14 protein-coding genes are annotated in these 14,529 nt (G+C 68.7%); 1 reads left to right on the top strand and 13 read right to left on the bottom strand.

Features of this window, described 5'->3' with window-relative positions; all coding sequences use genetic code 11:
- Window positions 1-191: 191 nt before the first annotated feature.
- The 9 genes from VF746_00375 to VF746_00335 form a co-directional block, all read right to left on the bottom strand.
- Window positions 192-965 (bottom strand): gamma-glutamyl-gamma-aminobutyrate hydrolase family protein, encoded by a 774-nt coding sequence (locus VF746_00375; protein HEX8690865.1) that lies wholly within the window; start codon window positions 963-965, stop codon window positions 192-194.
- Window positions 966-1,323: 358 nt separating this feature from the next.
- On the bottom strand, window positions 1,324-2,469 hold the full coding sequence (locus tag VF746_00370) for a carboxylate-amine ligase (protein ID HEX8690864.1): 1,146 nt from the start codon (window positions 2,467-2,469) through the stop codon (window positions 1,324-1,326).
- A 100-nt stretch (window positions 2,470-2,569) separates the two neighbouring features.
- Window positions 2,570-3,136 carry a GNAT family protein gene (locus VF746_00365; protein ID HEX8690863.1) on the bottom strand — a complete coding sequence of 189 codons (567 nt, stop codon included), beginning with the start codon at window positions 3,134-3,136 and terminating at the stop codon, window positions 2,570-2,572.
- Window positions 3,137-3,168: 32 nt separating this feature from the next.
- Window positions 3,169-3,291 (bottom strand): hypothetical protein, encoded by a 123-nt coding sequence (locus tag VF746_00360; protein HEX8690862.1) that lies wholly within the window; start codon window positions 3,289-3,291, stop codon window positions 3,169-3,171.
- A 617-nt stretch (window positions 3,292-3,908) separates the two neighbouring features.
- Window positions 3,909-5,195, bottom strand: a complete 1,287-nt coding sequence (locus VF746_00355) for an AAA family ATPase (GenBank protein ID HEX8690861.1) — start codon at window positions 5,193-5,195, stop codon at window positions 3,909-3,911.
- Between the two features lie 128 nt (window positions 5,196-5,323).
- Entirely contained in the window at window positions 5,324-6,700 is a 1,377-nt protein-coding gene (locus VF746_00350; protein ID HEX8690860.1) for a hypothetical protein, read from the bottom strand.
- Window positions 6,697-8,169, bottom strand: a complete 1,473-nt coding sequence (locus VF746_00345; protein HEX8690859.1) for a hypothetical protein — start codon at window positions 8,167-8,169, stop codon at window positions 6,697-6,699. Before VF746_00345 ends, VF746_00350 begins: the two co-directional genes overlap by 4 nt.
- 106 nt (window positions 8,170-8,275) lie before the next feature.
- The gene (locus VF746_00340; GenBank protein ID HEX8690858.1) at window positions 8,276-8,995 is read right to left on the bottom strand and encodes an alpha/beta hydrolase-fold protein; all 720 of its coding nucleotides are present in this window, start codon (window positions 8,993-8,995) and stop codon (window positions 8,276-8,278) included.
- A 192-nt stretch (window positions 8,996-9,187) separates the two neighbouring features.
- Window positions 9,188-9,364, bottom strand: coding sequence for a hypothetical protein (locus VF746_00335; GenBank protein HEX8690857.1), 177 nt, complete (start codon window positions 9,362-9,364; stop codon window positions 9,188-9,190).
- 240 nt (window positions 9,365-9,604) lie between these two features.
- On the opposite strand from VF746_00335, the gene VF746_00330 reads away from it, so the two are divergent.
- The gene (locus VF746_00330; protein HEX8690856.1) at window positions 9,605-9,817 is read left to right on the top strand and encodes a hypothetical protein; all 213 of its coding nucleotides are present in this window, start codon (window positions 9,605-9,607) and stop codon (window positions 9,815-9,817) included.
- A gap of 71 nt (window positions 9,818-9,888) precedes the next feature.
- On the opposite strand, the gene VF746_00325 is transcribed toward VF746_00330, so the two are convergent.
- The 4 genes from VF746_00325 to VF746_00310 form a co-directional block, all read right to left on the bottom strand.
- The gene (locus tag VF746_00325) at window positions 9,889-11,142 is read right to left on the bottom strand and encodes a 6-bladed beta-propeller (protein ID HEX8690855.1); all 1,254 of its coding nucleotides are present in this window, start codon (window positions 11,140-11,142) and stop codon (window positions 9,889-9,891) included.
- Between the two features lie 153 nt (window positions 11,143-11,295).
- Window positions 11,296-12,765 (bottom strand): RNB domain-containing ribonuclease, encoded by a 1,470-nt coding sequence (locus VF746_00320; GenBank protein ID HEX8690854.1) that lies wholly within the window; start codon window positions 12,763-12,765, stop codon window positions 11,296-11,298.
- A 198-nt stretch (window positions 12,766-12,963) separates the two neighbouring features.
- Window positions 12,964-13,482 (bottom strand): GNAT family N-acetyltransferase, encoded by a 519-nt coding sequence (locus tag VF746_00315; GenBank protein ID HEX8690853.1) that lies wholly within the window; start codon window positions 13,480-13,482, stop codon window positions 12,964-12,966.
- A 249-nt stretch (window positions 13,483-13,731) separates the two neighbouring features.
- Window positions 13,732-14,316, bottom strand: a complete 585-nt coding sequence (locus VF746_00310) for a pyridoxamine 5'-phosphate oxidase family protein (protein ID HEX8690852.1) — start codon at window positions 14,314-14,316, stop codon at window positions 13,732-13,734.
- Window positions 14,317-14,529 lie beyond the last annotated feature (213 nt).

Below are 14,529 nucleotides of genomic sequence, written 5' to 3'. Positions count from 1 at the left end.
TTCCTCTGCTGACTCTGCTGACTCTGCTGACTCTGCTGACTCTGCTGACTCTGCTGACTCTGCTGACTCTGCTGACTCTGCTGACTCTGCGTGAGGCTTGATGTTTTTGCGGATTTGCATATGACGGGCCGAGACGACGAAGGGCGCGATCTCTCGCGCCCTTTTCGCATCTCCCGGATCGGCCGGCGGAGTCAGACCAGCGCCGTCGCGTTGTGGTACTGGTTGGCGGCCTCGATGAACTCCTCGAAGAGCCGCCGCGTCCCCGCGTGCGTGTCGATCAGCATCTCGGGGTGCCACTGCACGCCCACCAGCCAGTGGTCCTCGCGCGCGCTCTCCACCGCCTCCAGCAGCCCGTCCGGCGCCCACGCCGCCGCCGCCAGCCCGTCGCCCAGGCGGGCGACCCCCTGGTGGTGCATGGAGTTGACCTTCGCCCCGGTGGCGCCGAACGCCCGGTGCAGGCGCGAGCCCTCGGCCAGGCGGACGTCGTGCGCCAGGTGGTCGCGCGCCCACCCCGCCCCGGGGAAGTAGTCGTGCTTGATGGCGCCGGGGAAGAGGGTGCAGTCCTGCACCAGGGTGCCGCCCGCGGCCACGTTGATCACCTGCATCCCCCGGCACACGCCGAAGACCGGCTTGCCGTCCTCCAGCGCCCAGCGCGTGAAGGCCAGCTCCACGCGGTCGCGCGGCGGGTCGGTGCGGCCGCACAGCTCGTGGCGCTCCTCGCCGTAGCTGACCGGGTCCATGTCCACCCCGCCGGCGATGAAGATGCCGTCCAGCCGGTCGTAGATGGCCCTGAGCGTCTCGGGGTCCTGGTCCAGCAGCGGCACCATCCAGGGGATCGCCCCCACCTCGGTGCAGGCCAGGTAGTACCGCTGGTTCATCACCCACGAGTCCGGCAGGTCCGCGGGGATGCGGTCGATGGACTGGAGGGTCTGCGTGGGGATCCCGACGACAGGGCGCTGGTGCATCCGGTAACCTCTTGCACGATAAGAAAAACGGTCCCGCTGCGAGTGGCAAGAACGGGACCGCGCGACCAAAGATATCCTGCTCGCCGCGGATTCACAACGCCTGTATACAACCTGACCCGCCATGCGTTCCGGGCCGGTCCGATCCACGTCGCGCGCGACCGCGGAACAGCTCAACTCACACGGAGGGCTGGAGAAACAGAGAAACAGCCAGACCAGCAGAAGTTCTCCGTGTCCTCCGTGTCCTCTGTGTGATCATTCATCGAAGCTTCCCCGAACGCGACCGCGCTCCCCGGCGAAACAGGCCGGGGGAGCGCGGTCTTGGATCGAGAGTGGATCGAGAGGTGAGTGGAGACGGCGCTCACGCCCGCGCGCCGGCCTCCGCCTGCGCCTCCGCTGCCGGGAACACGCCCTCCTCCGTCTCCGCGATCAGGTGGTCGACGACGGCCTTGAAGTCGCCGGTGCGCTCGTAGACGGCGAGCTGGCGGTCGGCGCTGGAGCCCTCGTCCATGATGCGGAAGGCGTACTCCACCTCGCGGCGGCTCCCCAGCTCGTCCACCACGTCGTCCACGAACCACTCCAGCATCTCGCGGATCAGCTCGCGCGCCGGGCACTCCTCCTGCTTGCCGAAGTCGATCAGGTTGCCGTCGAAGCCGTAGCGCACCGAGCGCCACTTGTTCTCCTCGATCAGGTCCGACGGGTAGACGCGGAAGGTCAGGTTGTCGCGCCGGAGCTTCCAGAGCTTCGCCACCACCGCCTGCAGCAGCGCCGCCACGCACACCGCCTCCTCCACGCGCGTGCACACGTCCAGGAAGCGGAACTCCAGCGTGGGGTATTTGTGGTGCGGGCGCACGTCCCAGTAGATCTTGCTTCCGTCGGGGATGCAGCGCGTGCCCACCAGCGTTCCCTGCAGCTCGTCGAAGTCCGCCCAGCCGCGCATGATGCGGGGCACCCCCGTGCGCGGGAAGTTGCGGAACACCACGCTGCGGTAGCTCTTGAGCCCCGTGTTCCGCCCCATCCAGAACGGCGAGCTCGACGACAGGCAGAGGATGTGGGGGAGGAAGTAGCGGCTGACGTTGAAGGCGTCGATCAGGAACTCGCGGTCTTCGATCCCCACGTGCACGTGCGTGCCGAAGATCAGCAGCTGCTGCGCCAGGTCCTGCATGTCCTGCTTGACGCCCAGGTAGCGCTCCAGCGGCGTGATCTCCTGCGTCATCCACGAGCTGAAGGGGTGCGTCCCCGCGGCCACCACCTTGAGCCCCTTGCGCGCCGCCAGCTCCATCACCATCCGCCGCAGCCGCCGGAGCTCGGCGCGCGCCTCGGCCGGCGTCTGGCAGACGGTGGTGCCCACCTCCACGATCGACTGGTGCAGCTCGGGCTTGATCTCGCCCAGGATCAGGTGGTCGTGGTCCAGGATCTCGGTGATGTAGGAGCGCAGCTCCCGCGTCTCCGGGTCGATGATCTGGTACTCTTCCTCGATGCCGACGGTGAGCGAAGGCTGCTTCATGGGGCGGCTCCCGGCAGTTGGTCGGACGAACGGTCGGTCGACGGCGGGCGGGCCGGGTCCACGCCGGCCCGCGGCGTTCAGGCGCGTGGCAGCAAGATGTTTACCGCTCCGCGCCGGGCCTCGCGGTCCCCCGCCACTCGCGCGCCAGGATGGCGTAGATGCGGTGGTCCACGAAGTGGTCGTAGAGCCACTCGGGCTCGCGCGCCACGCCCTCCAGCCTGAACCCCAGCCGCTCGGGGATGGCGCAGCTGCGCTCGTTCCCGGTGGCGCAGCGGATCTCCAGCCGGTTCAGCCCCAGCTCGCCGAAGGCGTGGTCGAGGAAGGCCGCGCACGACCGGGTCATGGCGCCGCGCCCCTGGTGGCGCTCGGCGAGCCAGTAGCCGAGCGAGGTGGCGCGGTTCCCCCAGTCGATCGCGTGGTGCCCGATCACCCCGGCGATGCGCCCGTCCAGCAGGATGGCGCACTGGAAGCCGTTGCTGGCGGCGAGCTGCGCGCGGGTGCCCTGGATGAACGCTAGCGTGTCGTCCTCCGAGCGCACGCCGTCCAGCCAGGGGAGCCAGCGCCGCAGGTGCGCCCGGTTCTCGTCCGTCACCTGGAAGAGCTCCGCGGCGTGCCGGGGCTCCAGCAGCGCCAGCGTCAGCTCGGAGTCGACCCGGAAGGGGAACATGGCCGGGGCGGTGGAGAGCGGTGCCGGGCGCCTCAGCGCGGCTCGACCAGCATGGTGGCCACGCTCGAGCCGCCGCCGGCGGTCACGTTCAGCAGCGGGTCCGTCGCCAGCCGGGTGAGCGCGCCGTTGAAGGCAAGAGGTTCGTTATCGGCCATCTGCCTCCGGGTATGCCCTTTCCGTTGCCGACGTGTCGCGCAGGAGCTTCTGCACATCTCGATATAGTTTTGCGAAGGACGGAGCCGCAAGCGCAGCATCAATGTCGAACACCGCTGTCAGTGCGGGTTGGTCTAGGGTCTCTTTATAGGATCGACCTTCAACGTTATGTCTGGACAACCAACCCTTTGCGTCTCGGATTGCTTCCGGCTCCTTCGGAGGAGTCAACTCTTCCGACAAGCCTCGCCGGCCCCGGAGCGAAATTGCGGCAGCAAGAAACCACGATTCGTACTCTCGAACAGCAATTACAACCCGGGATAGCCGGTCGCGCCTTGCTTCCTCGCAAACCTTCAACAGTTTAGGACCCAGAAGACATGCAGCGTCATCATCAGCATCGATCAGGACGAAAATACCATCATCCTCTCCAACCTGCCTTGCAGCCAACTCAACGTACTTCGAGAGTTCTTCTTCGATTACGAGTGACGATCGCGGGACACGAATCGGTTTTCCCACCTCAAGCGGAAGTCCTGGTGCGATACGGTCACGAAGTCGTCGCAGCAAGATCGGCACTGCTTCGACTTCTCCGTGCCCCTCCACGATGCAAGCTATACGCACTCCTTCAGTCCTCCCCGAAAAGCGGCAATTGCTCCGGCCGCAAATTAATTGCTCGCGGATCCGGCCTCAATTGATCCATTCGAAGGAGGTCCCCAGCAGTAAAAAGGTGATCTCGCAGTGCAGATCGACCCGCTGGATCGAGCGGGCCTATTTTTGTCTCTCCGCGTTCCGAGATGACTGCCAGAAGCGACTCATCCGGGATTTTCTCATTGTCAAGAAGATCCGGGCTGTGGCTAGTCACAGCGACTTGCGTATGTTCGCTTGCATCCGCCAGTCCATCTGTCAGAATTCCGGCAGCTGCCGGGTGCAACGCCGTTTCAGGTTCTTCAATCCCGACAAACGGAACGATACTGTCACTTCCGCTCTGGAACAGGGCAACCAAGTTTCCTAAAGCGCGTAGGGTACCGTCTGACATATTTGCGGCAATAAATCGCCACGGATACTTCGCTCCGCTAACGTCCTGACGAAACTGGAGAGTTTCTTTCGGACCAACCGGAATCGCGTCCACTCCGGAGATACTCGATACTATCTTAGACAGGTATTCCTCAATCCTCTCCTTTACTTGTGGGTTTCTCGTGGTGAGTGTCTTCAGCACACTCGCGATGTTACTCCCGTCCCGCGACAAGATCAAACCTGGATCGGGCGATTGAAGTTCGCGGATTACGTCCGGATTCAGATTGTAAAAACCCATATTGGAAAGTGCGTCATATATGGGGCGGAACTCATGGAGGCCCGAGACATTCACTAGATACAAACGATCTCGACTTGCAGCAGGAGGTGACGTAACACTGCTTGAAGTTACACGCCCCTCTTCGACAGAGTAACGTCCGATTATAGTTCCTGTGATCCCGTGACGGATCGTACATTCCTCATGTTGAACACTGTAGGTTCCTTGTATTTTTGATGCTACATCGAACGAATAATGCCCATAAGCGCGATCAGGCAAACGAAAGTCTAGGCGAATTCCAAAGTGCGTCGGGTGACCACTCGACCGACGCCTGACTTCCTTGACCCCGCCACGATCTCGCAGAGCGTGATCCAATGAATTTCGGAGCGAATCCGTAATGAAGCGGATAGCATCTAGAAAGTTGCTCTTCCCGGATCCATTCGGACCAACTAGAAAAGTTAGGTTCGACAGAGACACGTCACATCCGGCAATACTCTTATAATTTCGGATTACAACGCGTTCAATGAAACGCGGGTGTATCGAATTTCCGCTTGACTGAGAGGAGGCGGTGGCTCGACCTTCGACGTCATCGCCATTCATCGCCTCGGTGCTTTCGAACGACAAGGTGTGTTCCTCCCGCGACATTTCGGCTCACCGGTTGATGTATGGGGCTGTAGTCCACACCTGATCCCAGGTAGCAGACAACGCAGTTACGATAATAACCGATACCCTCAACCGGGGCGAGAAGAGGTCTATCGCGGCTCGACCAGCATGGTGGCCACGCTGGAGCCGCCGCCGGCGGTCACGTTCAGCAGCGGGTCCGTCGCCAGCCGGGTGAGCGCGCCGTTGACCTCGGTGGTGTGCGAGACGAAGGGCGCCAGGTCCAGCATGCGGTCGAACACCTGCACCCGCCCGTCCACCCAGCTGGGGAACGGCTCGCCGGGGAGGACGATGCGCTCCTGCGCCACGTACGGCTGCTCCAGCGCCGTCCGCACGGCCGCCTGCCACTCGTCGTCCGACACCAGCCAGCCGAGCACGATCCCGCGGCCGCCGTAGTCGTCGTTGGGCTTGAGCACCAGCCGCTCGCGGTTGGCGGCGATCCACGGCACCAGGTCGACCTGCTCTCCGTCCTTCTCCGTCCGCCGCTCCTCGACGATGCGCGTCCACGGCACGCAGGCCTCGACCACGGCGCGCTCGTCGGGGGTGAAGAGGTGCGCGTTGCGCTCGTCGCCCAGCACGGCCAGGCTCGCCTTCTTGTAGAGCACCTTGCAGCGGAAGGGGTTCACCATGCAGACGGCTCCGTCGCGCACCGCCCGCACGACCGGATTGTCCATCCCCATCCGGAGCACCAGCTCGTCGATCAGCACGCGCTTGTAGACGAGCGTCACGTGGAAGTCGCCCGCCAGGAGCTTCCCATCGCGGTACTCCACCTCGCGCGGGTCGGCGATCTCGCAGGGGATGCCGTGCGAGCGGAAGTAGTCGCGGAAGAAGACGAACTCGCTGTAGGTGGGCACCTCGGACCAGTCCAGGATGCCGATGCGGGGCGTCTCGCGCCGGCCGCTCCACTCGCGGTACGCCCTGAGCAGCGCGTGCAGCGCCCCGTGGCGGGCGGGGAGCGGGTGCACCACGTGGGTGCGGAGGAACTCGCCCATCACCGGCAGGGCGAGGAAGACCTCCGTGAGCACGTCCATGTACGCGGGGGCGGCCGGCGTCTCGGCGTTGTACTCGGTGAAGCGCAGCGAGGCGTCCGCGGGGTCGTAGAAGGCGTCCAGCCGCGAGGTGGGGCAGGGGGAGCGGAAGCCGGGGTCGTGCGCCACCAGCTCCTCTTCCCAGTCCAGCAGGTGGAACTGGGCGCGGAAGGCCGGGTCGGCCATGGCGGCCTCGTGCGCGCGGAGGAAGGCGCGCATGAGGGTGCCGATCCCGCGGCGCAGCTCCCGGTACTGGGCGGGGGTGAGGAAGCGCGGCCGCAGCACGCTGCAGAGCGGGCGGTCGCCGAAGTACATCCCCCGGCGCCGGTGCTCGTCGTCCATCCGCGCGGCCGTCCCCGCCGCGAGCGCCTCGTCTTCCAGCAGGGCGTGCCAGGCGTCGATGGCGCCCCGCAGCGAGGCGGCCTCGGCGTGCGCGCTCACGCCTGCTCGAGCGTGGAGTCCGACGCCGCCCGCGCCGAGGTGTCCTCGCCCGCGCGGGCCGCGTCGCCCGCGGCGCGCCCGTGGCCTTCGGCTCCCGCGTCGCCCGCGGCGCTCCTCCCGTGGGACTCGTGCCCCGCGTCGCCCGCGCCCGCCGAGCCCGCGGACGGCGGTCCCGCGTGCGTCCCCGGCAGCTCGTCGACGTAGATGCCGGGCGAGGCGTGCGTCGGGGGCTCGGGGATCGACCCGGATGCACTTCCCCCCGCCCCCCCGCCGCCCCAAGCGCCCGTCGTCCCGCCGCCCGCCTCCGTCGCCCCGCCGGTGGAGTCGGCCCCGCCTCCGCTCTCCGGGCCGCCCGAGCCGAGATCGCCTCCGTCGGCCGCGGCGGTGCCCGGCTGGCCGCCGCCCCGGGTGGAGGCCACGGCGACCCCGCCCGTGTTCCCGGTGCCGCCCGGGACGATGGTGCCGCCTCCGCTCGGGGCGCTCTCCTCGTCCTCGCCGCGGTTGCCCGAGCCCATGTACGGCGGCGGCGCGGCGGCCAGGCGCGAGCCGGTGAAGAGCCCGTCCCACCGCAGCGCCGCGGCCTGCCCGCGCGGGTTCTTCGCCAGCTCGATGGCCATGTCGGCCATGGCGCGCACGGCCCACTCGAAGTAGTGGGGGGTGAGCGAGTAGATGTCCATGTCGGGCGCGGGGTTCATGAAGTCGATGGCGTAGGGGACGCCGTCGCGCACCGCCCACTCCATCGAGTTCATGTCGTAGCCCAGCGCCCGCACCAGCTTCAGCGAGTCCTCCACCACGCGGCTGCCCAGCTCGGGGCTCATGTGCTCGTGCTCCACGTGGTAGCGGCGCTCGCGCGGGTCGTACTTGATCGGCATCACCACCTGCTGCCCGATGCAGATGCAGCGGATGAAGTGGTCCCACTCGATGAACTCCTGCACCACCATCGTCAGGAGCCCCGACGTGTCGTAGTGGTGGATGAGCTCCTCCAGCGAGCGGCAGACGTAGACGTCCTTCCACCCGCCGCCGTGCGCGTCCTTGAGCACGCAGGGCAGCCCCACGTGGTCGACGATCCCCTGCCAGTCCAGCGGATACTGGAGGTTGCGCAGCGACTCGTCGTGGACGACGCCGGGGATGTACTCCTTGTTGGGGAGGACGACGGTCTTCGGGTGCGCGATCCCCAGCTTCGTGGCCAGCGCGGCGCCGAAGAACTTGTCGTCGGCCGTCCACATGAAGGGGTTGTTGACCACCGCGCACCCCTGCAGCACGGCCTGCTTGAGGTAGGTGCGGTAGAACGGCACCTCGTGCGAGATGCGGTCGATGATGACGGCGTACTCGCAGGGATCGTCCATGGCGGGGGCGCCCAGCTTCACGTACTCGGCCGTGACGCCCTCGCCCCGCCGGTTCACCTCCTCGATGAAGGCCGGCGGGAACGACCACTCCCGCCCCACGATCAACCCCACTTTCAGCGTCATCGTCATCCCCCGAGTGCCCAGTGCCCAGTGCCCAGTCCCAGTGCCCAGTTCGAAGCGCCGTCGTGCCGTTCCTGGGCACTGGGCACTCGGGACTGGGCACTGCCGTTCAGTCGTGCCCGCCGACGTAGAGGCGGATCATGTCCTTCCACCACGGCCAGTCGTGCGCCCAGCCGTCCCACAGGCGCAGCGCGTTGCCCACGCCCTTCTCCCACAACGCGCGGGAGAGGTAGCGGTTGTTCTCCACGAACGAGTCGTCCTGCCCCGTCGCCAGGATGATGTCCATGCGGCGCAGCGCCTCCAGCCGGCCGGGGTCGTCGATCTGGCTGACGTAGTGCGAGGGGTTCTGCGCGGCGATCTCGGCGTCGTAGTAGCCGTCGGTCTGCTCGCGGATGTCGTAGAGGCCGCTCATCCCGACCACGCGGCCGAAGAGCCAGGGGTTGCGGAAGGCGATGTTGACGGCGTGGTAGGCGCCGAAGCTGGCGCCGGCGGCGATCAGGAAGGGGTTGCCGTTCTGCGACTGGCTGAAGGGGAGCACCTCGCGGACGACGTAGTCCTCGTACTGGAAGTTGCGCAGCGCCCGGTCGCGCGGGTGCTTCCCCCTGGCGTACCAGCTCTCGGCGTCCACGCTGTCGACGCAGAACACCTGGAGCCAGCCGCGCTCCAGGTGCTCGCCGAGCGCGTGCATCATCCCCCGGTCCTCCCACTCGAAGAAGCGCCCCATCGAGGTGGGGAACACCAGCACGCGCGCCCCCCCGTGGCCGAACACCAGCAGCTCCATGTCGCGCTGCAGCGAGGGGCTGAACCAGCGGTGATGCTCGCGGTGCACGGGCTCTCCGGACGGGCGCTGTAGACGAGTCGGACGCGCGAAGACGCAGCGCGGCGCCTGCAAGCGGCGCGCCCGACACGGTACTCGCCCCGCCCGCGCGGCGAAAGAGGCCCCGCGCCCGCAGGCGCCCCGGAACGCGGAACGGCGCCCGCGAATCGCTCGCGGACGCCGCTCGCCGTGAACCGCTCCGGCTCAGTCTTTCTGCTCGCCCGGCTCGAACACGGGCGAGGCACACTCCGGGCAGGTGTAGCGCGGCTGGCACGAGCGGAGCGGCGTGACCTCGTGCGCCTGGACGGTCCCGCGCGCGTCCGCACCCGCTTCCGCGGTGGCGAACGAGTCGACTTGGAGGTCCTCGATCCTGAGCTTCATGGCGCTTCCTCCGTCGTTGGGGTGAAACAGGGATAATAATCGATGCTCAAAGTGGCGGATTCAGAGACGTGTAACAAGGTGGATATCGTGGAGACCTGTCAGCGCTGAACCTGCGGCGTGACCGAGGTAGGATCGGGTCGCACGAGCACGGGCCTGAAAAATGTCTTGGCAGAAGCGGTCTGGCGCGCCACCGTGCGCGTATGGCTGGAATGAACGGTAGCCCCTCATCATGGAGGTCCCATGTACCAGCGTGCCAGACGCGTCCTCACAATGCTCTTGGCGCTCTTCCTGACGGTCGGCAGCGCGCTCCCGCTCCGTGCCCAGGATCCCGACGACGAGGTCTGGTACTGCTGGTACCAGGGCCGCTGGGTGGTGGATGGGGTCGTTCAGGATGCGTACTGCGAGGAGTTCAACACGGGTGCGTGGATGCTCGTCGCCATCCGTCTCAACTGATCGGTGAAGAACGAAGCGAGGGAGGAGTCCGTGACCGGCTCCTCCCTCGTCTCTGCGCGGTATTTCCCTGATCAGTCGTACCAGTTTCGCGGCAGCTGGCGGACGATCACGCGCTCGACGCCGAGGTCGTCGCGCTCGACATAAGCCGCGCGGCCGCTGGCGCTGATGGCGCGGGGAAGGCGCTGCCCGGCGATCGTCCCGAGGTACTGCCCCTGCGGCGTCACCACGTCGATCGGGCCCGGGTCGCCCACGTTCCGCGCCGTGCGCTCGATCCACAGCTTCCCCGAGGGCGCCACCGTCATCCCCTGGATCGCGCGGATGGTGTCGGCGAACTCGACGTCGCGGAGCTGCTCCTCGATCTGCTGCGGCGACAGCTCACGAGGGGGCGAGCTGCGGGTGGTGCCGCCTCTACCCTCCGTCCGCATCATGATGATCCCGCCGCCCCGGCCGGTGCGGAACTGCTCGCGGCGCTGCGCGAGGATGCGGTCCCGGTCCGCCTGCGTGGTGCGGCGGACGGGCACGGGGCGTTGCAGGAAGCGGACGGTCCTGCCGCTCGCGTCCTGGATCTTGATGGTGTAGAGCGTGGTGTGCGAGAGCGCCGTTCCACCGTCGGGCAGCACATCCCAGAGGGTGAGCGGCGCGAACTCCTTCGAGCTCATCCGGAGGTTGAACCGCCGCTGGTTGCCGCCTCCCGAGGTCGATCCCCGCACGCTCGCGGGATCGGGGATCTCGAAGAGCCGGCGCAGCTCCCCGCGACCGTCGAGCGGCATCAGCGCGAACGTCTGGTTCTGCGGCGGAACGGTGCCTCCCCGCAGCATCTCCGGCATGATGCGTGGCCGGAGCACGGCGAGCACGCTGCCGCTGGGGTGCGCCTCGATCCGCATGGCCGGGAACCATTCCTCGCCCAGAGGGGTGGTGCCGACGACCTCGCCTTCGGGAGTGAGCACGGTGATGTTGCCGTGCAAGAGGTCGAGCACCGCGACCCTGCCGTTGCCCAGCACGGCCAAGCCCACCGGGATCTGGAACTCGCCCGGTCCATCGCCCTTCCTGCCGAGCTGGCGGACGAAGCGGCCGCTCCGGTCGAAGACGAGCACGCGCTGGTTGCCGCGGTCCAGCACGTACAGGTTGTCGTTGCGGTCGAACGCCACCTGCTCCACGTTCGCCAGCAGCTCCCAGCTCTGCCCCTCTTCGGCGCCGATGCTGAAGACGTTGGTGGGGGCTCCGGCGAGCGGGCGGTCGGCGGCGGGGAGGCGGACGGTGGGCTGCGCGGCCAGCGGCGCGGCGCCCAGCAGCAGCGCCAGCGCGAGAGACTTCCTGGGGATCATCGGGAGGGTCGGTGGGTTGATGTGGGGTCGATCGCGGGCGGCGCCACCTGCGCGCCACCGGCGGCAACGCTGTGGTAGGACCCCGGCGCGTTCGTCACGGTTGCCCGGCCACCCGTGGCGCATAAGATGCGGCGATCTGCGTCCCGACTTCCGTCACTCCTCCAGCGTGAAGGCGAGCTTCCCCTCCTCCGGGTCGACACTGGCGAGCCGCACCTGGACGCGCTCGCCCAGCTCCAGCCAGCGGCCGTGCTCGGGCCGGGCGGCGTCGGCGCGCACGGGCGGCTCCTCGATCTGCACCTCCACCTCGCGCCCGCGGACTCCCAGCACCACGGCGGGGAAGCGCTCGTCCACGCGGCCGCGCAGCGTCCACGCCTCGGCCACGTCCACCACGCGGCGGTCCAGGCGACTGCTCTTCGTCTCCGCCTGGTTCATCACCTCCGCCACCTTCGCCAGCGTCTCCACCTCCACGGGCGACGGCCTGCCGCCCGTCTCCAGCTGCACCAGCAGGTCCAGCACGTAGCGGTCGGCCAGGCGGCGCAGGGGCGCGGTCACGTGCGCGTAGGCGAACGCCAGCGCGTGGTGCAGCGGCTGGGCGGGAAGCTCGCCGTCGAAGGCCACGTAGTCCGAGCCCGCCATCACCCGCCGCGCCTGCCACACCAGCGGGGTCACGCGCGGGTGGTCGGGGTCGAGCGAGCGGAGGAAGTCGCCGTACCCCACGCCGTCGGGCCACTGGAACCCCAGCGCCCGGGCCACGCGGCGGAAGTGCTCGATGCGCTCCGGGTCCGCCGGCGGGAGCACGCGCAGGATGCCCACCTTCGCCGCGCTCATCCGGAGCGCCGCCAGGTGCCCGGTGAGGAGCGACACCTGCGCGTTCCAGTCCTCCGACGCCACCGGCCGCTCGTACTCCAGCGCGTAGCCCAGCCTGGCCGTGGCCGAGCGCTGCACGTGCTGCGAGAGGATCGGCAGCGACACGCCCCCGCGCTCCGCCTCGCGCCGGCGCCGCTGCTCGCCGAACTCCTTCAGCAGCACCAGCGACTCCGCCCATTCCCGGTCCCGGAAGAGCGCCCCGCCGCCCTCCACGTGCTCCAGCGCCTGCGCGTAGGTGAGCTGCGCCCGGCTCCTCACCCGCGCCCGCTCGATGCTCGACGAGACGATCTCCGCGCGCCCGTCCAGCTCAAAGCCGAAGAGGACCGAGGGGCGGTCCTCCTCGGGCAGCAGGCTGGCGGGGCCCTCGCTGAGCGCCGGCGGGTAGAGCGGCTCCTTGCAGTCGGGGGCATAGAAGGTCTCGCCGCGCAGCCACGCCTCGCGCTCGACCGCCCCGCCGCGGTCCACGAAGAAGCCCACGTCGGCGATGGCGTACCAGAGGCGGAAGCCCTCGCCGCTGCGCTGGATGCAGAGCGCCTGGTCCAGGTCGCGGCTCCCCGGCGGGTCGATGGTGACGAAGGGGATGGCGGTGCGGTCCGCCCGCGAGGCGTCGGCGGCGGGGTCGCGCGCGGCCGCCTCGCGCGCCTCCGCCTCCACCTCGGGCGGGAAGCCGCGGCGGATCCCCAGCTCCTCGCGCTGGCGGTCGAAGGCGCGCTCGATGGTCGCGGCGGCGGGGTCGGGGTTCGGGCGGGTCGTCATCGGGCGGGTCGTCATCGGGCGGCGTGGAGGGAAGGGGAGGAGTGCCCAGTGCCCAGTCCCCAGGGCCCAGGAACAACGGGCGAAAGTGCGAGAGTGCGAAAGTGCGAAAGTGCGAGAGTAACACTGCTGTTACTGGGCACTGGGCACTGGGCACTGGGCACTTTCAGTCGCCCGACAAGATGCACGCCCGGCGCGCGTTCAGCGAGCCCGCGCCACCAGCGGCCTCGCGTAGAGGGGTAGCGGCTCCAGGTCCGTCCACCAGCGCCCGTCCGCCCGCGGCGCGAACCCCGTGCGGCCGGCCAGGCGCGCCGCGGCCTCGTTTTCCGTGTCGGCGGCCGACCACACCCGGCGGAAGCCGCACTCCGCCGCGAAGCCCAGCACGCCGCGCACCAGCTCGGCGCCGAGCCCCAGGCGGCGGAAGTCCGGGTGGACGAAGACCGCGATCTCGCAGTCGTGCCTCCCGTCCGGCAGCAGCACCGCGTGCCCCGCCAGCGCCCCGCCCAGCGAGCCCACCGCGTTGATCCCGCGCCCCGCCAGCCGCGCCATCCACGCGCACCGCGCCGCCTCGCCGCGCCCCGCCCGGCCGTCGTCCGCGCCCAGCGCGGCGTACATCGCCAGCAGCGGCCCGTGGTCGCGCGGCTCGTACAGCCTCACCACGCCCTCGCGCCCGTGCGGGTCGGCGAAGGCTCGCAGCTCCCATTCGAATCGCTCGCACATGAACTCCTCTGGGGGAAAACGAAGGACCCCGGCCGCTCGCGGGGAGCGGCCGGGGTCCGGGATCGCCTGACTTCCCGGGACTCAAGCCCGGGAATGCGCCCGCCCCGCCGCCCCTCTCGCGAGGAACGGCGCTCCCATGCGGAACGGAATGGCGGGGAAGCGCGTCATCGATCACCTCTCGGTTTGTCGTCCGGATCACGAGTCTGATGCGGGAGCGCTCCGGCGGCGCTCTCCGCGGCAGGTGCTACGTCACCGGCCGCCGGTTTGATTCACCGGCTCCGCCAGGCGCATCCCCAGCGGCGTCGGCAGCCCGTCGATGCTCGCCGCGTTCTTCTCGCGCTGGTAGACGGCGATCCCGTCCTCGCCTTTCCTCTCCGCCCAGCGCGGCAGCTGGTCGCGCTCGGCGGCGAAGTCCATCCGCGGCACGCCGAAGCCGCACGACGTCTGCACCCGCGTGACGTCCGCCGCCACGATCTGCCGCACGCCGGGGAAGTCGGGGAAGAGCGGCCGGAGCTGGTCCCACTCCCCGTCGCCCGGCAGCACCGCGCGGCCGCGGCCGAAGAGGCGCAGGATGCGCGGGGCCCCCTGGAACGCGCAGAACATGAAGGTGACGCGGCCGTTCTCGGCCAGGTGCGCCGAGGTCTCGTTCCCGCTCCCCGTCAGGTCCAGGTAGGCGACCCGGTGCGGCGACAGCACGCGGAAGCTGTCCAGCCCCTTGGGCGAGAGGTTCACGTGCCCGTCTTCCGCCAGCGGCGCCGTGGCCACGAAGAACACCGGTTGCGCGCGGATGAACTCCGCCAGCTCGTCGGTGATGGAGGGAAGCGTCTTTCCCATGCGACGGTCCTCCGTCGAAGTACGCGAGCCGCCGGAGCTCCGGCGGCGGGACGCGCGGAGTATAGCGTCGGCCGGCCTTCGCTCACAAACCGGGTGCGCGTTGGCATGGACCGCGGTCTTGCGACCATTGTCCCCAAACGGCCTGTAGCATTCCCGGAAGCCAGGCACGGGATCTGAGCGGACACGTGGCAGTCCGCCCGAGGCCGGGTCCAT

The sequence above is a fragment of the Longimicrobium sp. genome (assembly GCA_036389795.1).
GTDB lineage: Bacteria > Gemmatimonadota > Gemmatimonadetes > Longimicrobiales > Longimicrobiaceae > Longimicrobium.
Note: the sequence above shows the minus strand (reverse complement) of the source record. Positions and strands in the feature narration are given on the sequence as shown.

Bases quoted from the DNA above. Each gene is read 5' to 3' on its own strand.
- VF746_00375 (HEX8690865.1), bottom strand. From the start codon at position 965: ATGCACCAGCGCCCTGTCGTCGGGATCCCCACGCAGACCCTCCAGTCC.
- VF746_00370 (HEX8690864.1), bottom strand. From the start codon at position 2,469: ATGAAGCAGCCTTCGCTCACCGTCGGCATCGAGGAAGAGTACCAGATC.
- VF746_00365 (HEX8690863.1), bottom strand. From the start codon at position 3,136: ATGTTCCCCTTCCGGGTCGACTCCGAGCTGACGCTGGCGCTGCTGGAG.
- VF746_00360 (HEX8690862.1), bottom strand. From the start codon at position 3,291: ATGGCCGATAACGAACCTCTTGCCTTCAACGGCGCGCTCACCCGGCTG.
- VF746_00345 (HEX8690859.1), bottom strand. From the start codon at position 8,169: ATGACGCTGAAAGTGGGGTTGATCGTGGGGCGGGAGTGGTCGTTCCCG.
- VF746_00335 (HEX8690857.1), bottom strand. From the start codon at position 9,364: ATGAAGCTCAGGATCGAGGACCTCCAAGTCGACTCGTTCGCCACCGCG.
- VF746_00330 (HEX8690856.1), top strand. From the start codon at position 9,605: ATGTACCAGCGTGCCAGACGCGTCCTCACAATGCTCTTGGCGCTCTTC.
- VF746_00325 (HEX8690855.1), bottom strand. From the start codon at position 11,142: ATGATCCCCAGGAAGTCTCTCGCGCTGGCGCTGCTGCTGGGCGCCGCG.
- VF746_00320 (HEX8690854.1), bottom strand. From the start codon at position 12,765: ATGACGACCCGCCCGAACCCCGACCCCGCCGCCGCGACCATCGAGCGC.
- VF746_00315 (HEX8690853.1), bottom strand. From the start codon at position 13,482: ATGTGCGAGCGATTCGAATGGGAGCTGCGAGCCTTCGCCGACCCGCAC.
- VF746_00310 (HEX8690852.1), bottom strand. From the start codon at position 14,316: ATGGGAAAGACGCTTCCCTCCATCACCGACGAGCTGGCGGAGTTCATC.